Source organism: Flavobacterium rarum (SeqCode) (genome assembly GCF_965234445.1).
Lineage (GTDB): Bacteria > Bacteroidota > Bacteroidia > Flavobacteriales > Flavobacteriaceae > Flavobacterium > Flavobacterium rarum.
The window spans coordinates 23,999-39,508 of record NZ_OZ248504.1 but is presented as its reverse complement, the minus strand read 5'-3'; the positions used below and the strand labels follow the sequence as shown (position 1 = coordinate 39,508).

Sequence of the window (15,510 nt, the reverse complement as noted above, 5' to 3'; positions counted from 1 at the left end):
GAAATGAATTGTATTATAATCGACGACGAAGAGACTGCAAGGGTCATCATTTCTGAAATGGTGTTAAATTTTACAGATTTAAAACTTGAGGAACAATTTCCAAGTGCTATTTCTGCCATCAAGTATTTAAACCAAAATGCAATTGATTTAATCTTTCTTGATATACATATGCCGGATTTCACCGGATTTGATTTTATTCAAACTTTAAAAGATCCGCCCAAAATAATTTTAATAACCTCTGACAAAAATTTTGCAATTGAGGCTTTTGAATATGAATGTATAGTTGATTATTTGGTTAAACCAATATATGAAGAACGCTTTTTAAAAGCAATTCAGAAAGCAAAATCAATAGCTACTGTCTCAAACAAAATACCTTCACCACTTCAGGATACCAATAAATGGATTTATGTAAATATAGACAGGAGATTAATAAAAATTGAGATTACTTCAATATTTGTTGTTGAAGCAAAAGGAGATTATATCTATATAAAAACGGATACTAAAAACTATACAGTTCATTCTACTTTGAAAAAAATTGAAGATAAATTACCCCAAGATATCTTTTTGAAAGTACACCGGTCTTTTATTATAAATACTACTAAAATCATTGATATAGAGGATAATAGTATTTTGATAGGTAAAGATGTTATTCCTATTAGTAGAACAAAAAAAGCAGAACTTATCCAAAGATTAAATTTATTGTAAATATTTTAATCTTTAAGCAGAAGAATTGTTTATAAATAGCATCAAAACACTCAAACGATTGATAAATCTATAAAAAAACACAAATACTTAAAAATTAATTAGTTAGGTGTTTTTTTTTGATTAAATTTGTTTTATTAATTCTTTTAAAATTAGTAAAATTGATTTTATACGTATTCTTTATATTTCCATTTTACACTATTTTGTATTAAGTACAGTACACCATTTAGATAATTGTTTTTTTAATAGTTAAATGGTTGAAATTTAAGACTAGGTTACAATTAAAATTTTTAAACACAAGATTTCTTTAAACTTAAAAAACACTTTTTTTCCTGATTATAATATCGATTAAATAAGTTCGTTTTAGGTTTTTTTTTGATTTGATTAATAGCATTATATTTTCTTTAAATTTTATATCGAAGCATTTGTGCATTTTGACCATAGAATCCCCATTTCTATCTAATACTAATTCAAGATATTGAATTGGTTGTTAATTTTAAATAATCTTAAATCTTAAAATCATGAAAAAACTTTTACTATCCATTAATTTGATTTTTTGTTCTGTATGTTTCTCCCAAGGTTACCAATTTCTGGGGACTTATACTTCAGATGGTACGCCACAGTATTTTGTTACTAGTGATGTGGTTAGTCAAGAAACTTTACAATTAATTGCAAATTCGTTACCCGAGGGTTACAAAGTTCCCGTTTATAATCCACAATATATTACTTCTGGGTATGAAACGGATTTGATTTTGGATAAGGATGCTGAAGTTTGGGTGACTTTTGTTGGAGAAGGCGCAGGATACAGAAATGTGCTGGGGTTTTATACCTATGACATTAATAATCCCCCTACTGTTGCTCCAACAGCTGATAAGATAACTATAATTTTTCCAAACGTATCAGCCGCAGGTAGCGGCGGGAGTCTAGTAGTTGGTAATAAAGTAAAAATAGGTTCTTTTAGTGCAGGAACAGCAATAGGTTGGGTACTTTTGGCCAATGCTTGGAATGGTACAAAGGTAACTTCTGGTTTGTGGCAATTGTATTCAAATCCTAATTTTAACCCAGAAGCCAAAGCATCAGACAGGCAACACAATGTTTTATTAAAAGACCCAGCCAATCAATTAGTTATACTTGGTTTTGAGGACATTAGAAGAGATTATTCTTCTTGTGATCAAGATTTTAATGATGCTATTTTTTATGTAACTGCAAGCCCTTATGATGCAATTAGAACAGAGAACATTGCTGATGTAAGTATTGCTTCAAATGTTTCTTCTGGAAATAATGGAGGTTTGGAAAGTAATGGTGATTTGGCAACATTAATAGCTAAAAGAAATTTCAAAAGAACAAAATTAAATAGCATAAAAGACATACAGTCCAAACAAACCAAATTCGAAAAATCAAATTCGAAAACAAGCAAAACAATGTCAGGAATTGATTTTAGCACTATTATACCAAGTACAGGTATGTATGGAACAGAAACTTCATTTGTTTCCTCTCCAACAGATCTTATTGGTATAACAAATGCAACACAAGTATATTCTGTGGATTATTATGAAAATACAAATAGAGTTGCAGCTGTTTTTGCTACTGAAACTACAAATGGGATATATGATCATTCTAAAGCAATTTGTGATCGTTTGAATAGTTCTTCATTAGAAGATGTTCGAACAATTGAAATTTTAGGCTATCAAGTGATTATGGTAAAACTCAAAAGAGAAAACGGCTTAATTGAATATGCTTTAAATTTTTCGATTCTAAAAGATGGAACCCAAAACAAATTAAAAAGTTATTGGAATATTGGACAGTACCCATTAGGAGACTATATTAATTTTCAAATTTGGGGGTCATCTATGGGGCAAGTAAATAATTTAGCCAATATTATTTTAGCCAAATTTGAAGAGCAAGGCCCAATTATTACAGATGTAGTAACCAATAGAATACCTAACGTATTTGTAAAAAAAGGAAGGTATAAAAACGGGAAATTATATTTGACGCTAATCAATAAATCAAAATCCACAAACGTTTTATTTGATGGAAATAAAAAATCTAATGAATTTGCTTCGGCTACTAATGTTTCTGAAAATTTAAATATTTCAACTTCCTTTGAACAAGATCTTATAGTTGATTTGGGGAATGTTTTTGATGTTGGATTTTCTATTACTGGAGATAAGTCAATGGTAAACGATGCTTTATATTTGGCAGACGGACCTTGGGGATTAGATTATGATATTAATGAAGTAAACAACGCAAAACTACTTATTGATAATACTACAAATACAGAGATTACCTCTGATCAATATGAAATAGAACGAAATTCATCCGCTAGTGGTAATGTAAAAGGAATTGTTAATTTGTTTCGCAATTTACTTCCTGGAGATTTAGTTTTTGATGCAACAAACTATTCGTCATTGGCTTTTACAGTTCAAAATACATTGCCAATTGAAGTGGTCTTAGTTACCGAGGGTATAGTTTGGGAAAACAGATTACGATTTGAGATTCCAGCCTATGCTTCGCCTGAGGCTATTAACTTAGCTTTTGATAAATTTACAAACCCATTGAATCAAAAGTATAATAATGAAAAATTAAGAGGTATTGTTTTTTCTATAAAAGGAGACAATACTACTTTTCAACCTTTTTCAGTAAATGTTTCTAAACTTTTATTGAACAATAAAACATTAGGCCTCCCAAATGTTCAGGGGAAATCTGCAAATAGAATTTACAATTATCCAAATCCAGCTAAATTGTCTACTACTCTTGTTCTGCCAATTAAAACAGAAAGTGTATCGGTAAGAATTGTAGACATTAATGGTGGAATGGTTTCCAAGCAAGAATTCAAAAGTATTTCCTCAAACAACGAAATAACAGTTTCTTTGAATGGATGCATTAAAGGAGTATATATGTTTGTGGTAACTACAAAAGAGAATAATAAATTTTATTCTAAGTTTATTGTAGAGTAATATCTAGTAATGAAAATGAGCTAGTCTTACTTTGAAGGGTACAGAAAATGGTTTTTGTACCGTTCACATTAAACTTCATTGAAAAACTATATTATTAAAAAAACATGATTTTACAAACTATTTTGAAGCTGTAAACAAAGTTCAGCGAATACCTTTTAGAAATAAACACTGATGACAGATTAATTTTGAAAATGAGAATAAGTTTTTTTTGTTTTGAAGAACAATTTAATGTAGTAGATTTCTAATGCTTAATCTGGGTTTAAAGATTAAATTATTATAAAAGCTTGATTTAAAAATAGAACAAACGCTTTGAAACTTTAATAAGTTTTGAATTTTTTTAAGTTGAAAAATATAGCTAAAAAAAGGGCTTAAACTGATTTAAAGTTTAAGCCCTTCTATTTTTGGATAGTTTTCAATACCCCTTCTATAATTTTTTTATTATTGAAATGGAGGTATGATTTGTATTATTAGACAATTATATCCATCAAAGGTCAAAATTCATGAAACTTTGAAAGAAAAATAATTTCACCTCTTTTGTCTAGAAGGGACTTATTAATCTATTTTTTTTGACCAATTATGTAAATGAATATTGTTTCTAAAGAAAACATATGGCATAACAAATTTAATTTATTTGCCAAAATTTATTGTTTAGTGGTCTAAAAAAACAAATTCAATTCTTGATTTGAATAACTGATTTTAGTCCAAAATAGACTGTCTATTCATTAATTAATTTGATTTGTGAAAATTTTATAAGCAATTTAGTCATTAGCCTTTATATGAAAAACAGGTTTTTTTAATATCACCCATCTTAACCGTAAACCGAATTCTGTATATGTAAACCCTGCTACCGAAACCGAAGCAATATTACTTTTGCCACCGTATAAATTAGCTAGTAATCGGTCAGAGAATTTGTATCCTAATCGAGCTTGAATTCTATATGTTAATTGTTTTTCATTATCTTCAATAAATTGATAGCCGAGTGCAGCATTTGCATTGTAAAACCAACTTTTGTTTTCGGTTATTTTTTCGTCTTTCAAGAAATCTAAAAAAATTTCAAAAGCATTAAACTTTTTTGGACTGAAATAAACAGTGGGTACTTGATCTTTAAAACTTATAAATTGGTAATTCAATCCACCTTTTAAAATGGGTTGAGACATAAAGTTGTAATAAAAGGAGGTGAAGAGTAAATTACGTTGGTTATTGTCGGTTTGAGTAGTGAAAAAATATTGGGTAAACCACCCCAAATTAAAATTGGTCCCCATATTATAATTTAAATAATAATTATGAGTTGCAATTTCTTTATCAATTAAATCGGTATTAAAATTTTGTATTTCTCTTTTGTATCCTATTTCTAAATCTTGCAATTTTAAAGGCTTCATTTTAAAATAAGCATTTATTAGGGGTTGGGTATAATTGCTTGCTGTAGAATTGGCTGAGGTTATACCTGCTTCTAAATTGAAACTGATTTTAGGATGAAATTTATAACCTAATCCTAATAAAAAGTCATTTGAGTTGGCCCTAATTTTTGTAATTGAATTTCCTGTTTTTCGAAATTGATAAGTCATGTTTGTTGACCATTTTGTGGATAGTGGAAACGTAATTAATGTTCTTGAAAACATAGCGGTGTTATTTCCGTTATCAAAAGAATAACTTAATTTCTCTTCTAATACAGGGGTATGTTCTTCATTTAATCTTTTTAAAAAGTTAGTTGCATCTTTTTGTTTTTCAAAAACAGTTAATGTAGTTTTTACGGCATCAAATGCAGCATTAATTTCTCCAGACGCATAATAGGCATTTGCGAGACCTAAATTCCCATCAAAAGATTTTGAGTCGTTAGCAAGTATAGTTTGATAATAAGTAACACTATCTTTAAAATCGCTTCTATAAATCGCTAAAGTTGCAGCTAATGAAAGGGCCCAGTTTTCGTTAGGGTATTTTGTGCTTAATTCATTAATTTTTAGTTCTGCTGATTTGAATTTTTTATTCCAGATCAGTGCTTGAACATAGCGTTCTTGCGTTTGTTTGATTAGATTTATGTCGTTGCTTGAAGCCATTTTTTCAATCGCTTCTTCAGAATAAGCAAGTGCTTTTTTGTCTTTCCCGTCAATATGTTCGATTAATGACTTACCGTTCAAAGCAAGAATAGGATCGGTTTTACTTAAAATAGAATAAACGGCTTTTCCCTTGTCAATGTTTTTTGTCATTAAATATAAATTGGCTTTGTTGAGTAGTGTTTCCTTATCATCGGGGAAATCAACTAAAATTTCATTGTAGAAATTTTCTGCTTCTGAATATGATTTATCACTAATTTTTTGATTGGCGTAACCCAATTTTATATATTTTCTCGAAACAAGAGCGCCACTATTGCCTTTGTCTATTTCCAAAGCTCTATTAACATAAAATAATGCGTCTTGAAATTCTTTTAGATTTGACAAAGTATTTGCATATCCCAAATGTGCAACAAAATTAGTTGGATAGTCAGCTACAAGTTTTGTATAGAAGACTTTTGCATCTTTAAAGTTTTTATTCCACAATAAAGATTCAGCATAATTCAGCTTAATTTCTAAATCATCCGGGTATTCTGTTCTTAATTTGATGAAAATGCCTAATGCTTTTTCTGGATCTTTATTTAATCCCACCGCTCTTGCATAACACAATCTTGCAGTTTTGTTTTGAGGATACTCTTTTAAAATAGTTTCAAAAAAAAGTTCAGCTTTGTTAAAGTCCCCTTTCTCAAGATGATCAAAACCCTGACTCATATCTTGAGCTTTAGCAATAAAATTAAACGCAATAAAACAAAAGAAAGTAAATTTTCGAGTAAAATTCATAATTGAATATATTAGGCTTGTTATAAATCAAAATAGAGACTTTAGGTATTCATTATAAATAAACTTATTAAGGGAAAGCATAATTAAAAAGATATTGATTTTCATTTTGAAAACACATACTACAACACCAATTAAATAGGCTTCCTTTTTAATTGGAAACTAATTTACAAAAATAATGTGGCTAATCACTTAAAAAAATGAGATTATATTAAAAATGTTTTTTTAGAATAAAGTTAACAAAAAATCTTTCTTTTTGAATGTAAATACTTCTAATAAACACAAAGTTTTGTTAATTATTTTGTATTTTTGAAATATGATTATGAAAAAAGTATCATTTCAAACATTTTCAATTCCAAAACAGCTAAGTGCTGATCATGTTTTTATGCTCACTATGTTGGGGGTAAATGCAGGGAATTATTTGTACAATTTGTTGTTGGGAAGAATGCTAGGTCCGGCAGCTTTTTCGGATGCGGCGATTTTGATTACATTTTTGTTGGTTTTGTCCTTTTTAGGAATGACTTTTCAGGTGGGGACTGCTAAATATGCTGTTTTATTAGAAAATCAAAAACTAGCACTTTTTATAAAAAATATTGCAAGATATGCATTGCTTATAGGGTTTGCTTTTGGGTTTTTAATATTTATTTTTAACAATAAGCTTCAAGAATTATTTCATACCAAGACAGCAACTATGTTTGTGGTTTTTGCATTTGGAATTCCACTTTACTTTTTAATGAGTGTCAATAGAGGTTTGTACCAAGGTTCCAATAACTTGAAAAAAATGGCTATTACCTATCAGACGGAAATGATAAGTAGGCTATTGATTACCTTATTAGTTGTTTTCTTTTTTCCGAGTTTTCAAAGTTCAATTGTTGTAGCCGCAGGAATAACCTTGTCCTTTGTTTTTGGTCTTTTTCCTTTTCAAAAAGTAATGCTAAAAAAAGTTGTTGTTGACCCTTCTGAAATTTTGGAAAGGAGAGAAATCATAGTATTTTTTGCCTTAACAGCTTTTTATGAATTTACTCAAATTATAATTAACAATAGCGATATTATTTTAGTAAAACATTATTTTGAGGAATATCAAGCTGGATTGTATGCCTCTTTAGCACTTATTGGAAGGGTTGTGTATTTTGTAGCATGGATGTTTGTGATGTTACTTTTGCCTAAAGTAATTCAGTTAAAAAAAGACGGAAAGGATACGCTTCCAATATTAATGACTTATGTAGGCTATATAATTGTTTTGTCCATCGGAATTGTTGGTTTTACTTTTTTGTTCCCTGAATTTGTAGTCTCTATTATGTTCGGAAAGGCCTATCTGCCTATTGCGTTTTTATTGTGGAAATATGCTTTGGCAACTGCTGTTTTTGCAATAGCTAATATTTTTGCCTATTATTTTTTGTCTTTAAATCAATATATGCCAGTAGTCGTTTCGGCTATTTTAGGATTAACTCAGATTGCTTTAATAGCATTTTTCCATTCCACTTTGGAGCAGGTGGTAGAAATGCAAATTTATACCATGTTTGTTTTATTGTTTTTTCAGTTGTGTTACTTTTTTTATTTTAATAAAAAAGGACCCAAATAATTTTATTTTTTAAAATGAAAATAATCTATAGCTAAAGTTTTTTTTCAAATTAGGTAGTGGATTTTTGAATTTTAAAGTATCAAAAAAATTAATTATAGACTTAAATTAAAAGAGTTACCCAAAATAATTTACTATTAACCTAAAACAAGAAAAATGAAAATAGCTGTTGTTACCTCATTTCCTCCAAGTAAAGTTACTTTAAATGAATATGGTTATCATTTGGTAAAGAATTTTGTTCTCAAAGAGGCTGTTTCTCAACTGATTTTAATTACTGATAAAACGGATGGTTTGAAACAGTTGGATTTTGAAAATAAAGAAAAAATTAAAGTAAGGGAATGTTGGGCATTTAATAGCTACTCAAATATTTACTCGGTTTGTAAAGTTATTCTAAAAGAAAAACCAGATGCAGTTTTGTTCAATTTACAATTTGTTAAGTTTGGTGACAAAAAAATACCTGCTGCACTAGGACTTTTAATACCAATGACTTTGCGCTTTTTTGGTTGTAAAACGGTTGTGCTTTTACATAATATTTTGGAACAGGTTGATCTTGAAAGTGCTGGTTTTACCAAGAATAAATTGACTCAAAAAGTGTATAATTTTATTGGAACAAATTTAACTAGATGCATTTTGAGAGCCAATATCGTTGCTGTTACAATAAGTAAATACGTTACCATTCTTCAATCAAAATACAAAGCCAAAAATGTTGTTTTAATTCCACATGGTTCATTTGAAACACCACATTCACCTAATTTCAACTTACCAGCAGGACCAAAGAAATTAATGGCTTTTGGAAAATTTGGAACTTACAAAAAGGTAGAAATCTTAATTGAGGCATTACAATTAATTAGAGAAAATAACAAGGAACCTTTGGAAGTCGTTATCGCAGGTACAGACAGCCCCAATACGCCCGGCTACTTACAAGCTGTGAAAGAGAAATATGCTCATGTTCCAGGTATTTTTTTTACCGGATATGTTGAAGAAAATCAGGTTGAAACTATCTTTAACGAAAGTACTGTAGTTGTCTTTCCGTACACTTCTACAACTGGGAGTTCAGGTGTTTTGCATCAAGCTGGAAGTTATGGAAAAGCTGTTGTAATGCCTGATTTGGGAGATTTGAGCATTTTGGTCAAAGAAGAAGGATATGCAGGCGAATTTTTCAATCCAGAAAGTCCTGCTTCTTTGGCAAAGGCAATCGAAAATATTTTGGACAATGATAGCTACAGACGCCAATTAGCAGAAACAAATTATAAGGCCGCCTGCGAATTATCTATGGAAAAAATTACAGGAATGTATATGGATTATTTTGAAGAAATAAATAAACTGAATTTAGCTTCTCACTCTTAATTAAGTTAACCCGTTGGGTGAAATTCAAATAAAATAAAAAATTAACCACATAGAATCATAGATTAATGCTGAATAGGCAAAGAATAAATAGAAATAGTACTATTTCACACATAGAATAGCTATGTGAATAGTAAAACGTCTATCTCTTTCTTTTAAGAACTATAAATTCTATGTTTCTATGCGGTAAAAAATAATTTCACCCAACGTATTAAGTTAATAATTTATATACAAAAAAGAGGGTTTTTTCTTTCCATCTATTCCTATAAAACCAAATTTTCGTTGTCTGTTTTTTTGCCAAGGCCATTTTCCTGCAACCTGATCTGGCACATGAGGAAAATCATATAGCGTCCATGATACAAATGCAAGCTTATTTTTTTGAAATAGAGCTTGTATTTTTTTATGATATTGTGCTTGGTCTTCTTCGTTTTCACCAAACCAATTCCACATACCTCTATAGGATGGAATACCAAACTCTTGGATGACTACTGGTTTTGAAGTTGCTTTTTCGATTGCTCCATTTTCTTTTTCAAAATCAGACAGTGCATTGTAAAAATGATAGGATACAATATCTACTTTGTCGCTCAAATGTGTAGCTTCGGTAGAATTTGACCATCCGATGGTAACCAAATGATTAGGGTCATTTTCTTTGATAACGGTTAACATTTGATCCAGCCATGACAGAACGTTGCCCTTGTCGCGGTTTTCAAAGTCCAAATTAGGTTCGTTTTTAATATCCCAAGCCAACACTGCTTTGTGGTCTTTGAAAGTACTTACTATTTTTTCTGCATGTCTATGGGTGAGTGTCCAATTTTCGGGCGTATAATCACTGTAAAAATCAAAAAGAGTAACCACTACTTCTAGATTTTTTTGTTCTGCTAAATCCAGTAATTGCGATAGTTTTTTTATTTTTTCTGGATTAACATCGGCTTTGCCAAAATCTTCATATTGAATAAAAATACGAATCGTATTCAGTTTTGCTTTTCTGATGATTTCAAAATCTGCAGCAATTGTATCCAAATTAAAGTTTTCTCCAAAAGTATCCCAAGCAGAGTTTTTCGGATAATAATTAATTCCTTTAATCGTAAATTCAATATTGTTTTTAAATATTTTTTTTCCAATGACTTTAAAAAAAGGTCTTGTTTTAACTGAGTCTTTTACAAATGGTAATATTGGTAATTTCTGGATGTGTCTGACTCTCCAAAATCCATCTTCCAATAGCATCATTACTTTGTAAGTTGCTGTATCTTGAATTTCGGTGATTAATTTTCCTTCTTGATATATTTTTTGGTATTGAATAACATTTTTGTCTGTAAAAACTACCAATTGACCATCTGCACTATAGAATTCTAATTTTGGATTGTGTTTTAATGTTGTAGCTTGAATTTTTATTTTTTCTTTTTTATTGTAAGCAATTGAGTTGTATAAATTAGTTCTTGTATTAATTGTGTAATAATCTTCGATACCGTCTTTTTTATTGGTTTTATGACTTTCATTTTTGATATACCATGAAAAAAGATAATCTCTTTCTATTGTTTTTAGAGTAGTTGGTTCCATAACTCTGCCTGGATTTTCTATACTTTCCCATGTTACTTTTGGTAAATAGGTATTGATATTTTCTTTTTCCAAATGTAGCATTGATGTTCTACTTGCACCAGTATTTAAATAGGACAAAACATTATTAACTGCTAAAAGCAACAATAGATTCAGTATGATGAATGAACTGAATAGTACAATTCGTATCGTATTTTTGTTGTTAATTGATATCATAATTTAGAATTGAAGTTTTTTTGGTAATTCCCAAGGTTGATATTTCAAAGCGATATGTTTTTTCTTTATAAAAATCTTTCGAAATATAAAAATTTGCCACTCCTTTTGCACTTTCTTCAAATAAGGTATCGACCAATTTATTGTTATGGAATATTTTGACTACTACTCTGATTCCGTCAGGGACAATTTGGTTCATAAAACTTTTTAACGGACCTACAGACAATAACCTATTCTCATTTGAAAAGTTGTAATTGAAGTTTGAAATAATCGGTTTGTAATTAATGACTATCGAATTACTTTCTGCTATTCCTGTCACATACCCCTTTATAGTATACGTTTCTTTATGGTCAGGGTGTAGCATTTTTGCGGAAGCAATACCTTTGATTGTGGTTCCAAATGTTTTTAAAACATAATTATTTTTTGTTCTAATTATAAAGGATACTAAAGTACCATCGCTTACTGTATTTCCATATACATCTTTTATTATGGATGTACTTAAATCTGTGATTTGGTTGCCATCTGCAAATTCATGATTTCGTCGAAAAACGATAGTGAAATTAGTTGCAATATTGGGGTAAACTTCTGTTTCTATTTCTTTTACCGCTATAGTATCACATTGAGTAGAAACTAGAAGTTTTCCTGATTTATTTGGCGAAAAAATATTTTTCCATGCAATGAAATTTTTGGTTTTCAAACGGTCTACGGTTATGTTCTCTAAAAATTGATGTTTTATTAACGTTGGGGTGTTTGCTCTTTTCGGGTTGTCGTAACTGTCGGTTGGTATAGTAACCATCATTGTATATTCGGAGCCACCTGCAAGAATACTTGGAGGTCCAAGGTAGTTTTCTATTTTTGTTTCGGTTTTGTCATTAGGCAAAATTTCAAAAGTTCCTTTCAAGCAGTTTTTATTATTGTCGATTAAAAACCACGAAACAACTCCAGCTTTATTTGCATAAAAATCAGGAAGGACAAAACTAATTTTTCCATTTTTGTTTTTTCCATTAAGTAATGTTTTTCCATAATCATGAACAATAAAAAGTTTTGGTTTTGCTGTTTTTGATAAGGTCAAAAAATTAATTTCTATTTTATTTCCAGCTTCAAAATTCGAAATTCGAGTTTGTAATGTAAATTGCAATTTTTTTGATTCTGGCAAAGAAGTTGCAAATGCTACTAGAATTAGTGCAAACAGGCAGAACAAGAAAGCTGTTTTTTTTGTTATCATCTTGGGTTTCCAATATAATTATTGATTTCAATTTTAATATAACTGAAACCTTTTCCTTTTACTTCTTGCAATTGTTCCGGTTCTTGATTTTTATTTCGATTTGGAACTACTTCTTTAGATATAGATTCATTGGCTAACCCATTTACGAAGCAATTTTCTAATGAGGATTTGATGACTTTGTTGTTTTTTAAATCTAGTAATTCGTAATTAAAGTAATTTTTTCGTTGTACTCTAACACCTTCTCGCATAAAGAAATGATCTACATAAATTAATTCTTTTTTTGAATCGTAATAAGATACTAAAAGTTCTGGAATAGTACTCTCTTGAATGCCAAAATTAAAAAGTGTTCCTTTGATATGATTGCCATCAATTTCAAAATCAGAGAGGGCAACTTGAGTGTATAAGTCGGTAATGGTAACGTTTCCAGCACACTGAATATTGAATGTAGAGGGATTTCCTTTCATGTCCAAGGGAGCAAACTCATTTGGATTGAATGTTTTAGGTTTTACATCTGTGTTTTTAATCCAAGCAATGTCTTCAAAGTTAACTTTAAAACTAGTAATTTCCTTTGGCATTAATTTGTGTTTGATTACATATTTGGCATTAAATGAGGCCAGTTTTTTATTTGTTTTATTGTATAAAGTTGCTTTTAAAACAACATCAGCAGGCACATTATCTACATTCTGAATTTCACCAACAATAATGTATTCTTTGTTGAAATAAATAAGTTTTACAGTTAATATTTCAAGGACAGGTTGTTTTAAAACATCATCATGATAGGTTTGTTGTGTCGAAATTTTTCGTCTTCCATGTTTGAAAAATTCGGTAAGGTTATTCGATACAAACTGATCTGGTGGAATGTCTAAGTCTATTTTATTAGGTTCTAAAAACCAATTTCCATTAATTTTCACAACCTCGTGAATATAGTCTTTTGATATAATTTCTAATGGAGTAATCCATTTAGTTTTAGCTATTATTTTAGCTGATTTTTCGGTTTGGTTTAGTATTTTGATGTCAATGGCGTCTAATTTTGCATAAGAATTTATAATTCCATCTTGAACAGCTGTTTCGAGCATAAATTGCGAAAGACTTTTTTTGCCATTAGGATCCAAAAAGGAATGTGCTTTTTCGAAATTTTTGAAATCTATAGCGTCGTAATACGATTTGACTACATTCTTAGGACTTAATTGTGAAGTATTGTTAAGATAAAATAAGAAGGTGAAATAAGAAATTACGACCAATAAGAAAACCGCCCAAAGGTGTAAAATAATTATTAATTTTTTTGAAAAAGAAGGGTATGGAACTGCAAAATCATAAAAATCTGGATGAATTCGGGGTTTTAATTTTAAAGCACGATAAAAAATAGCTTGAATATTTAAAATAAAAGCAATTGCAACGGTCAGTAAAGGTATAATTCCCCACATTAATTTTTGGTACAAGGGAACATCCTCAAAAGGAAGTATTTTTGACAATGGTGCAACATTGAGTTTTTCCCATACCATTATTCCGTTTTCTAGTTGTGTTAATCGATGCCAGCCAGAAAAATATAAAATAGGATCGTAAAATTTATCATTTGAAAACACATATTTTAAATTATATTTTTCGGGAACAGCCAAAAATTGTTGTAAGGATCCAATACCTTCTAATCCCCTAAATTTAGAATTCTCTAATCGTTCCACTGCACGGGATGTTAATTCTGGAAGTCGTCTTGCAGAATGGTAGTTGCCATCAACAGTTAGCGCTTTAGTTTGATAAGAAAGTGTTGCCATTTGATCTCCAAAACCCAAAGGCAAATAACGCCACTGATCGTGTTGATCTTGATTTAAGAAATTAATAATAGGTAGTGTGTTTATTTTTTGAGGTTGAAATGGTCTGAAATAGCCCAGTGTAATAGTAAAAATAGCCATAAATAAAAACGAACCAGCAAACATTCCTGTCAAAATTTTGTAGTACACAGAGCCAAATCGATTTTGAATAGCATCTCGTAAATCTCCCTCAATCAAACGATAAACAAATTCCCCAAACATTGGCAAACTCATGATAGATGCCCACAATGTAAAACGATCTAGAGTCAAAATATTAAAAGCATTATTCCCTAATATCTTGATTGGAATTGGAGTTGTACCACCTGTTCCTAATATGGTTAACAATGTAATTGATAATCCAAAAAAAATATAGCGTTTGGAATAATATCGGTAAAAAACATATGGCAAAACAAACATTAAAATACCCCAAGGTATTACAAAAAACATCAATCCAGAAGAAGTTACCTCCAAAAAATTATCACGACTCCCGTGCGGAATAGGAACTTGTGTTATTGGGTTTTTTTTCGAATTGATCCAATACGGCAAAATACAAAATACTATTAAAAAAACACCGGAACCTCCAATTAAGATGATTCTTTTGAGTAATGAAAGAGTAGTTTGAATGAATAATTTGATTTTTACTTGCTTATAAGATCCTGCTTTTTCTTTTGCCACATCCATTACTGTCATTCCTATTAATGGTAAAATGAAGAAAATCATTCCAAAAAGTGGCGTAACATGATGGGAACAAACAGTTACTGCAATCAAAGATACCGAGTTAAAATAGTGTTTGTATCGTCCAGTTTTTATCCAAAGATAGATTTCGGGAAGCGAGTGCATCAAAATAGAAATTCCTGTAATACTAGGTAATTGCCCAAATATATGAAGCGTTTCTACAAAGGAAGAAGAAAATACCGCTAAAAGCGATGCGTATCCTGCAACATTTCGATTTCCAGTCATTAATAAGGCAAACCGATATACGCCGGTAATAAAAAGAATGATAGCAATTATGGCAACCGTAAAAAGACCAAATTTTAATCCTCCTATTAACGATAAAGCACCTATGCATTGATGAACCAATGGAGGATAGCCCATAACTGTAAATCCAGTATACCAGCTATAATTCCAAGGTTCAAACCAACTGTTTGCATAATGATTACCAAAAAACAAATGAATTAAAGCATCATAAGTATTTTCTAAAGTAAAAAAAATAGCACTCGAGTGGAAGACAACTCCAATAAGTAAAGCGACTAATAAATATTTATTTGATTTTTCTTTCAATTGATAAGTGCTTTGTTTGCTTTTG

The 15,510-nt window shown here is 30.0% G+C and carries 8 protein-coding genes; 4 read left to right on the top strand and 4 right to left on the bottom strand.

From position 1 onward, the window contains the following. Nucleotides 1-3 precede the first annotated feature (3 nt). A complete protein-coding gene (locus AC8GF4_RS15150; protein ID WP_506595765.1) occupies nucleotides 4-705 on the top strand; it encodes a LytR/AlgR family response regulator transcription factor in 702 nt (233 codons plus the stop codon). Nucleotides 706-1,223: 518 nt separating this feature from the next. Then, nucleotides 1,224-3,659: a DUF4114 domain-containing protein gene (locus tag AC8GF4_RS15145; protein WP_506595763.1), complete on the top strand. Its 2,436-nt coding sequence runs from the start codon at nucleotides 1,224-1,226 to the stop codon at nucleotides 3,657-3,659. A gap of 758 nt (nucleotides 3,660-4,417) precedes the next feature. Here the strand turns inward: AC8GF4_RS15145 and AC8GF4_RS15140 are convergent. Then, entirely contained in the window at nucleotides 4,418-6,487 is a 2,070-nt protein-coding gene (locus AC8GF4_RS15140; RefSeq protein ID WP_506595762.1) for a tetratricopeptide repeat protein, read from the bottom strand. Between the two features lie 319 nt (nucleotides 6,488-6,806). On the opposite strand from AC8GF4_RS15140, the gene AC8GF4_RS15135 reads away from it, so the two are divergent. Then, nucleotides 6,807-8,066 carry an MATE family efflux transporter gene (locus AC8GF4_RS15135; RefSeq protein WP_506595761.1) on the top strand — a complete coding sequence of 420 codons (1,260 nt, stop codon included), beginning with the start codon at nucleotides 6,807-6,809 and terminating at the stop codon, nucleotides 8,064-8,066. Between the two features lie 153 nt (nucleotides 8,067-8,219). Next, nucleotides 8,220-9,410, top strand: a complete 1,191-nt coding sequence (locus AC8GF4_RS15130) for a glycosyltransferase (protein WP_506595759.1) — start codon at nucleotides 8,220-8,222, stop codon at nucleotides 9,408-9,410. Between the two features lie 213 nt (nucleotides 9,411-9,623). Here the strand turns inward: AC8GF4_RS15130 and AC8GF4_RS15125 are convergent, their stop codons facing one another. From AC8GF4_RS15125 to AC8GF4_RS15115, 3 genes are read right to left on the bottom strand one after another with little or no spacing between them, the layout of a single operon-like run. Further along, nucleotides 9,624-11,177, bottom strand: coding sequence for a glycoside hydrolase family 2 TIM barrel-domain containing protein (locus AC8GF4_RS15125; RefSeq protein WP_506595758.1), 1,554 nt, complete (start codon nucleotides 11,175-11,177; stop codon nucleotides 9,624-9,626). After that, nucleotides 11,164-12,399, bottom strand: coding sequence for a hypothetical protein (locus AC8GF4_RS15120; protein ID WP_506595757.1), 1,236 nt, complete (start codon nucleotides 12,397-12,399; stop codon nucleotides 11,164-11,166). The genes AC8GF4_RS15125 and AC8GF4_RS15120 overlap by 14 nt, the downstream gene beginning before the upstream one ends. Then, nucleotides 12,396-15,485 carry a hypothetical protein gene (locus AC8GF4_RS15115; RefSeq protein WP_506595755.1) on the bottom strand — a complete coding sequence of 1,030 codons (3,090 nt, stop codon included), beginning with the start codon at nucleotides 15,483-15,485 and terminating at the stop codon, nucleotides 12,396-12,398. Before AC8GF4_RS15115 ends, AC8GF4_RS15120 begins: the two co-directional genes overlap by 4 nt. Nucleotides 15,486-15,510: the final 25 nt, after the last annotated feature.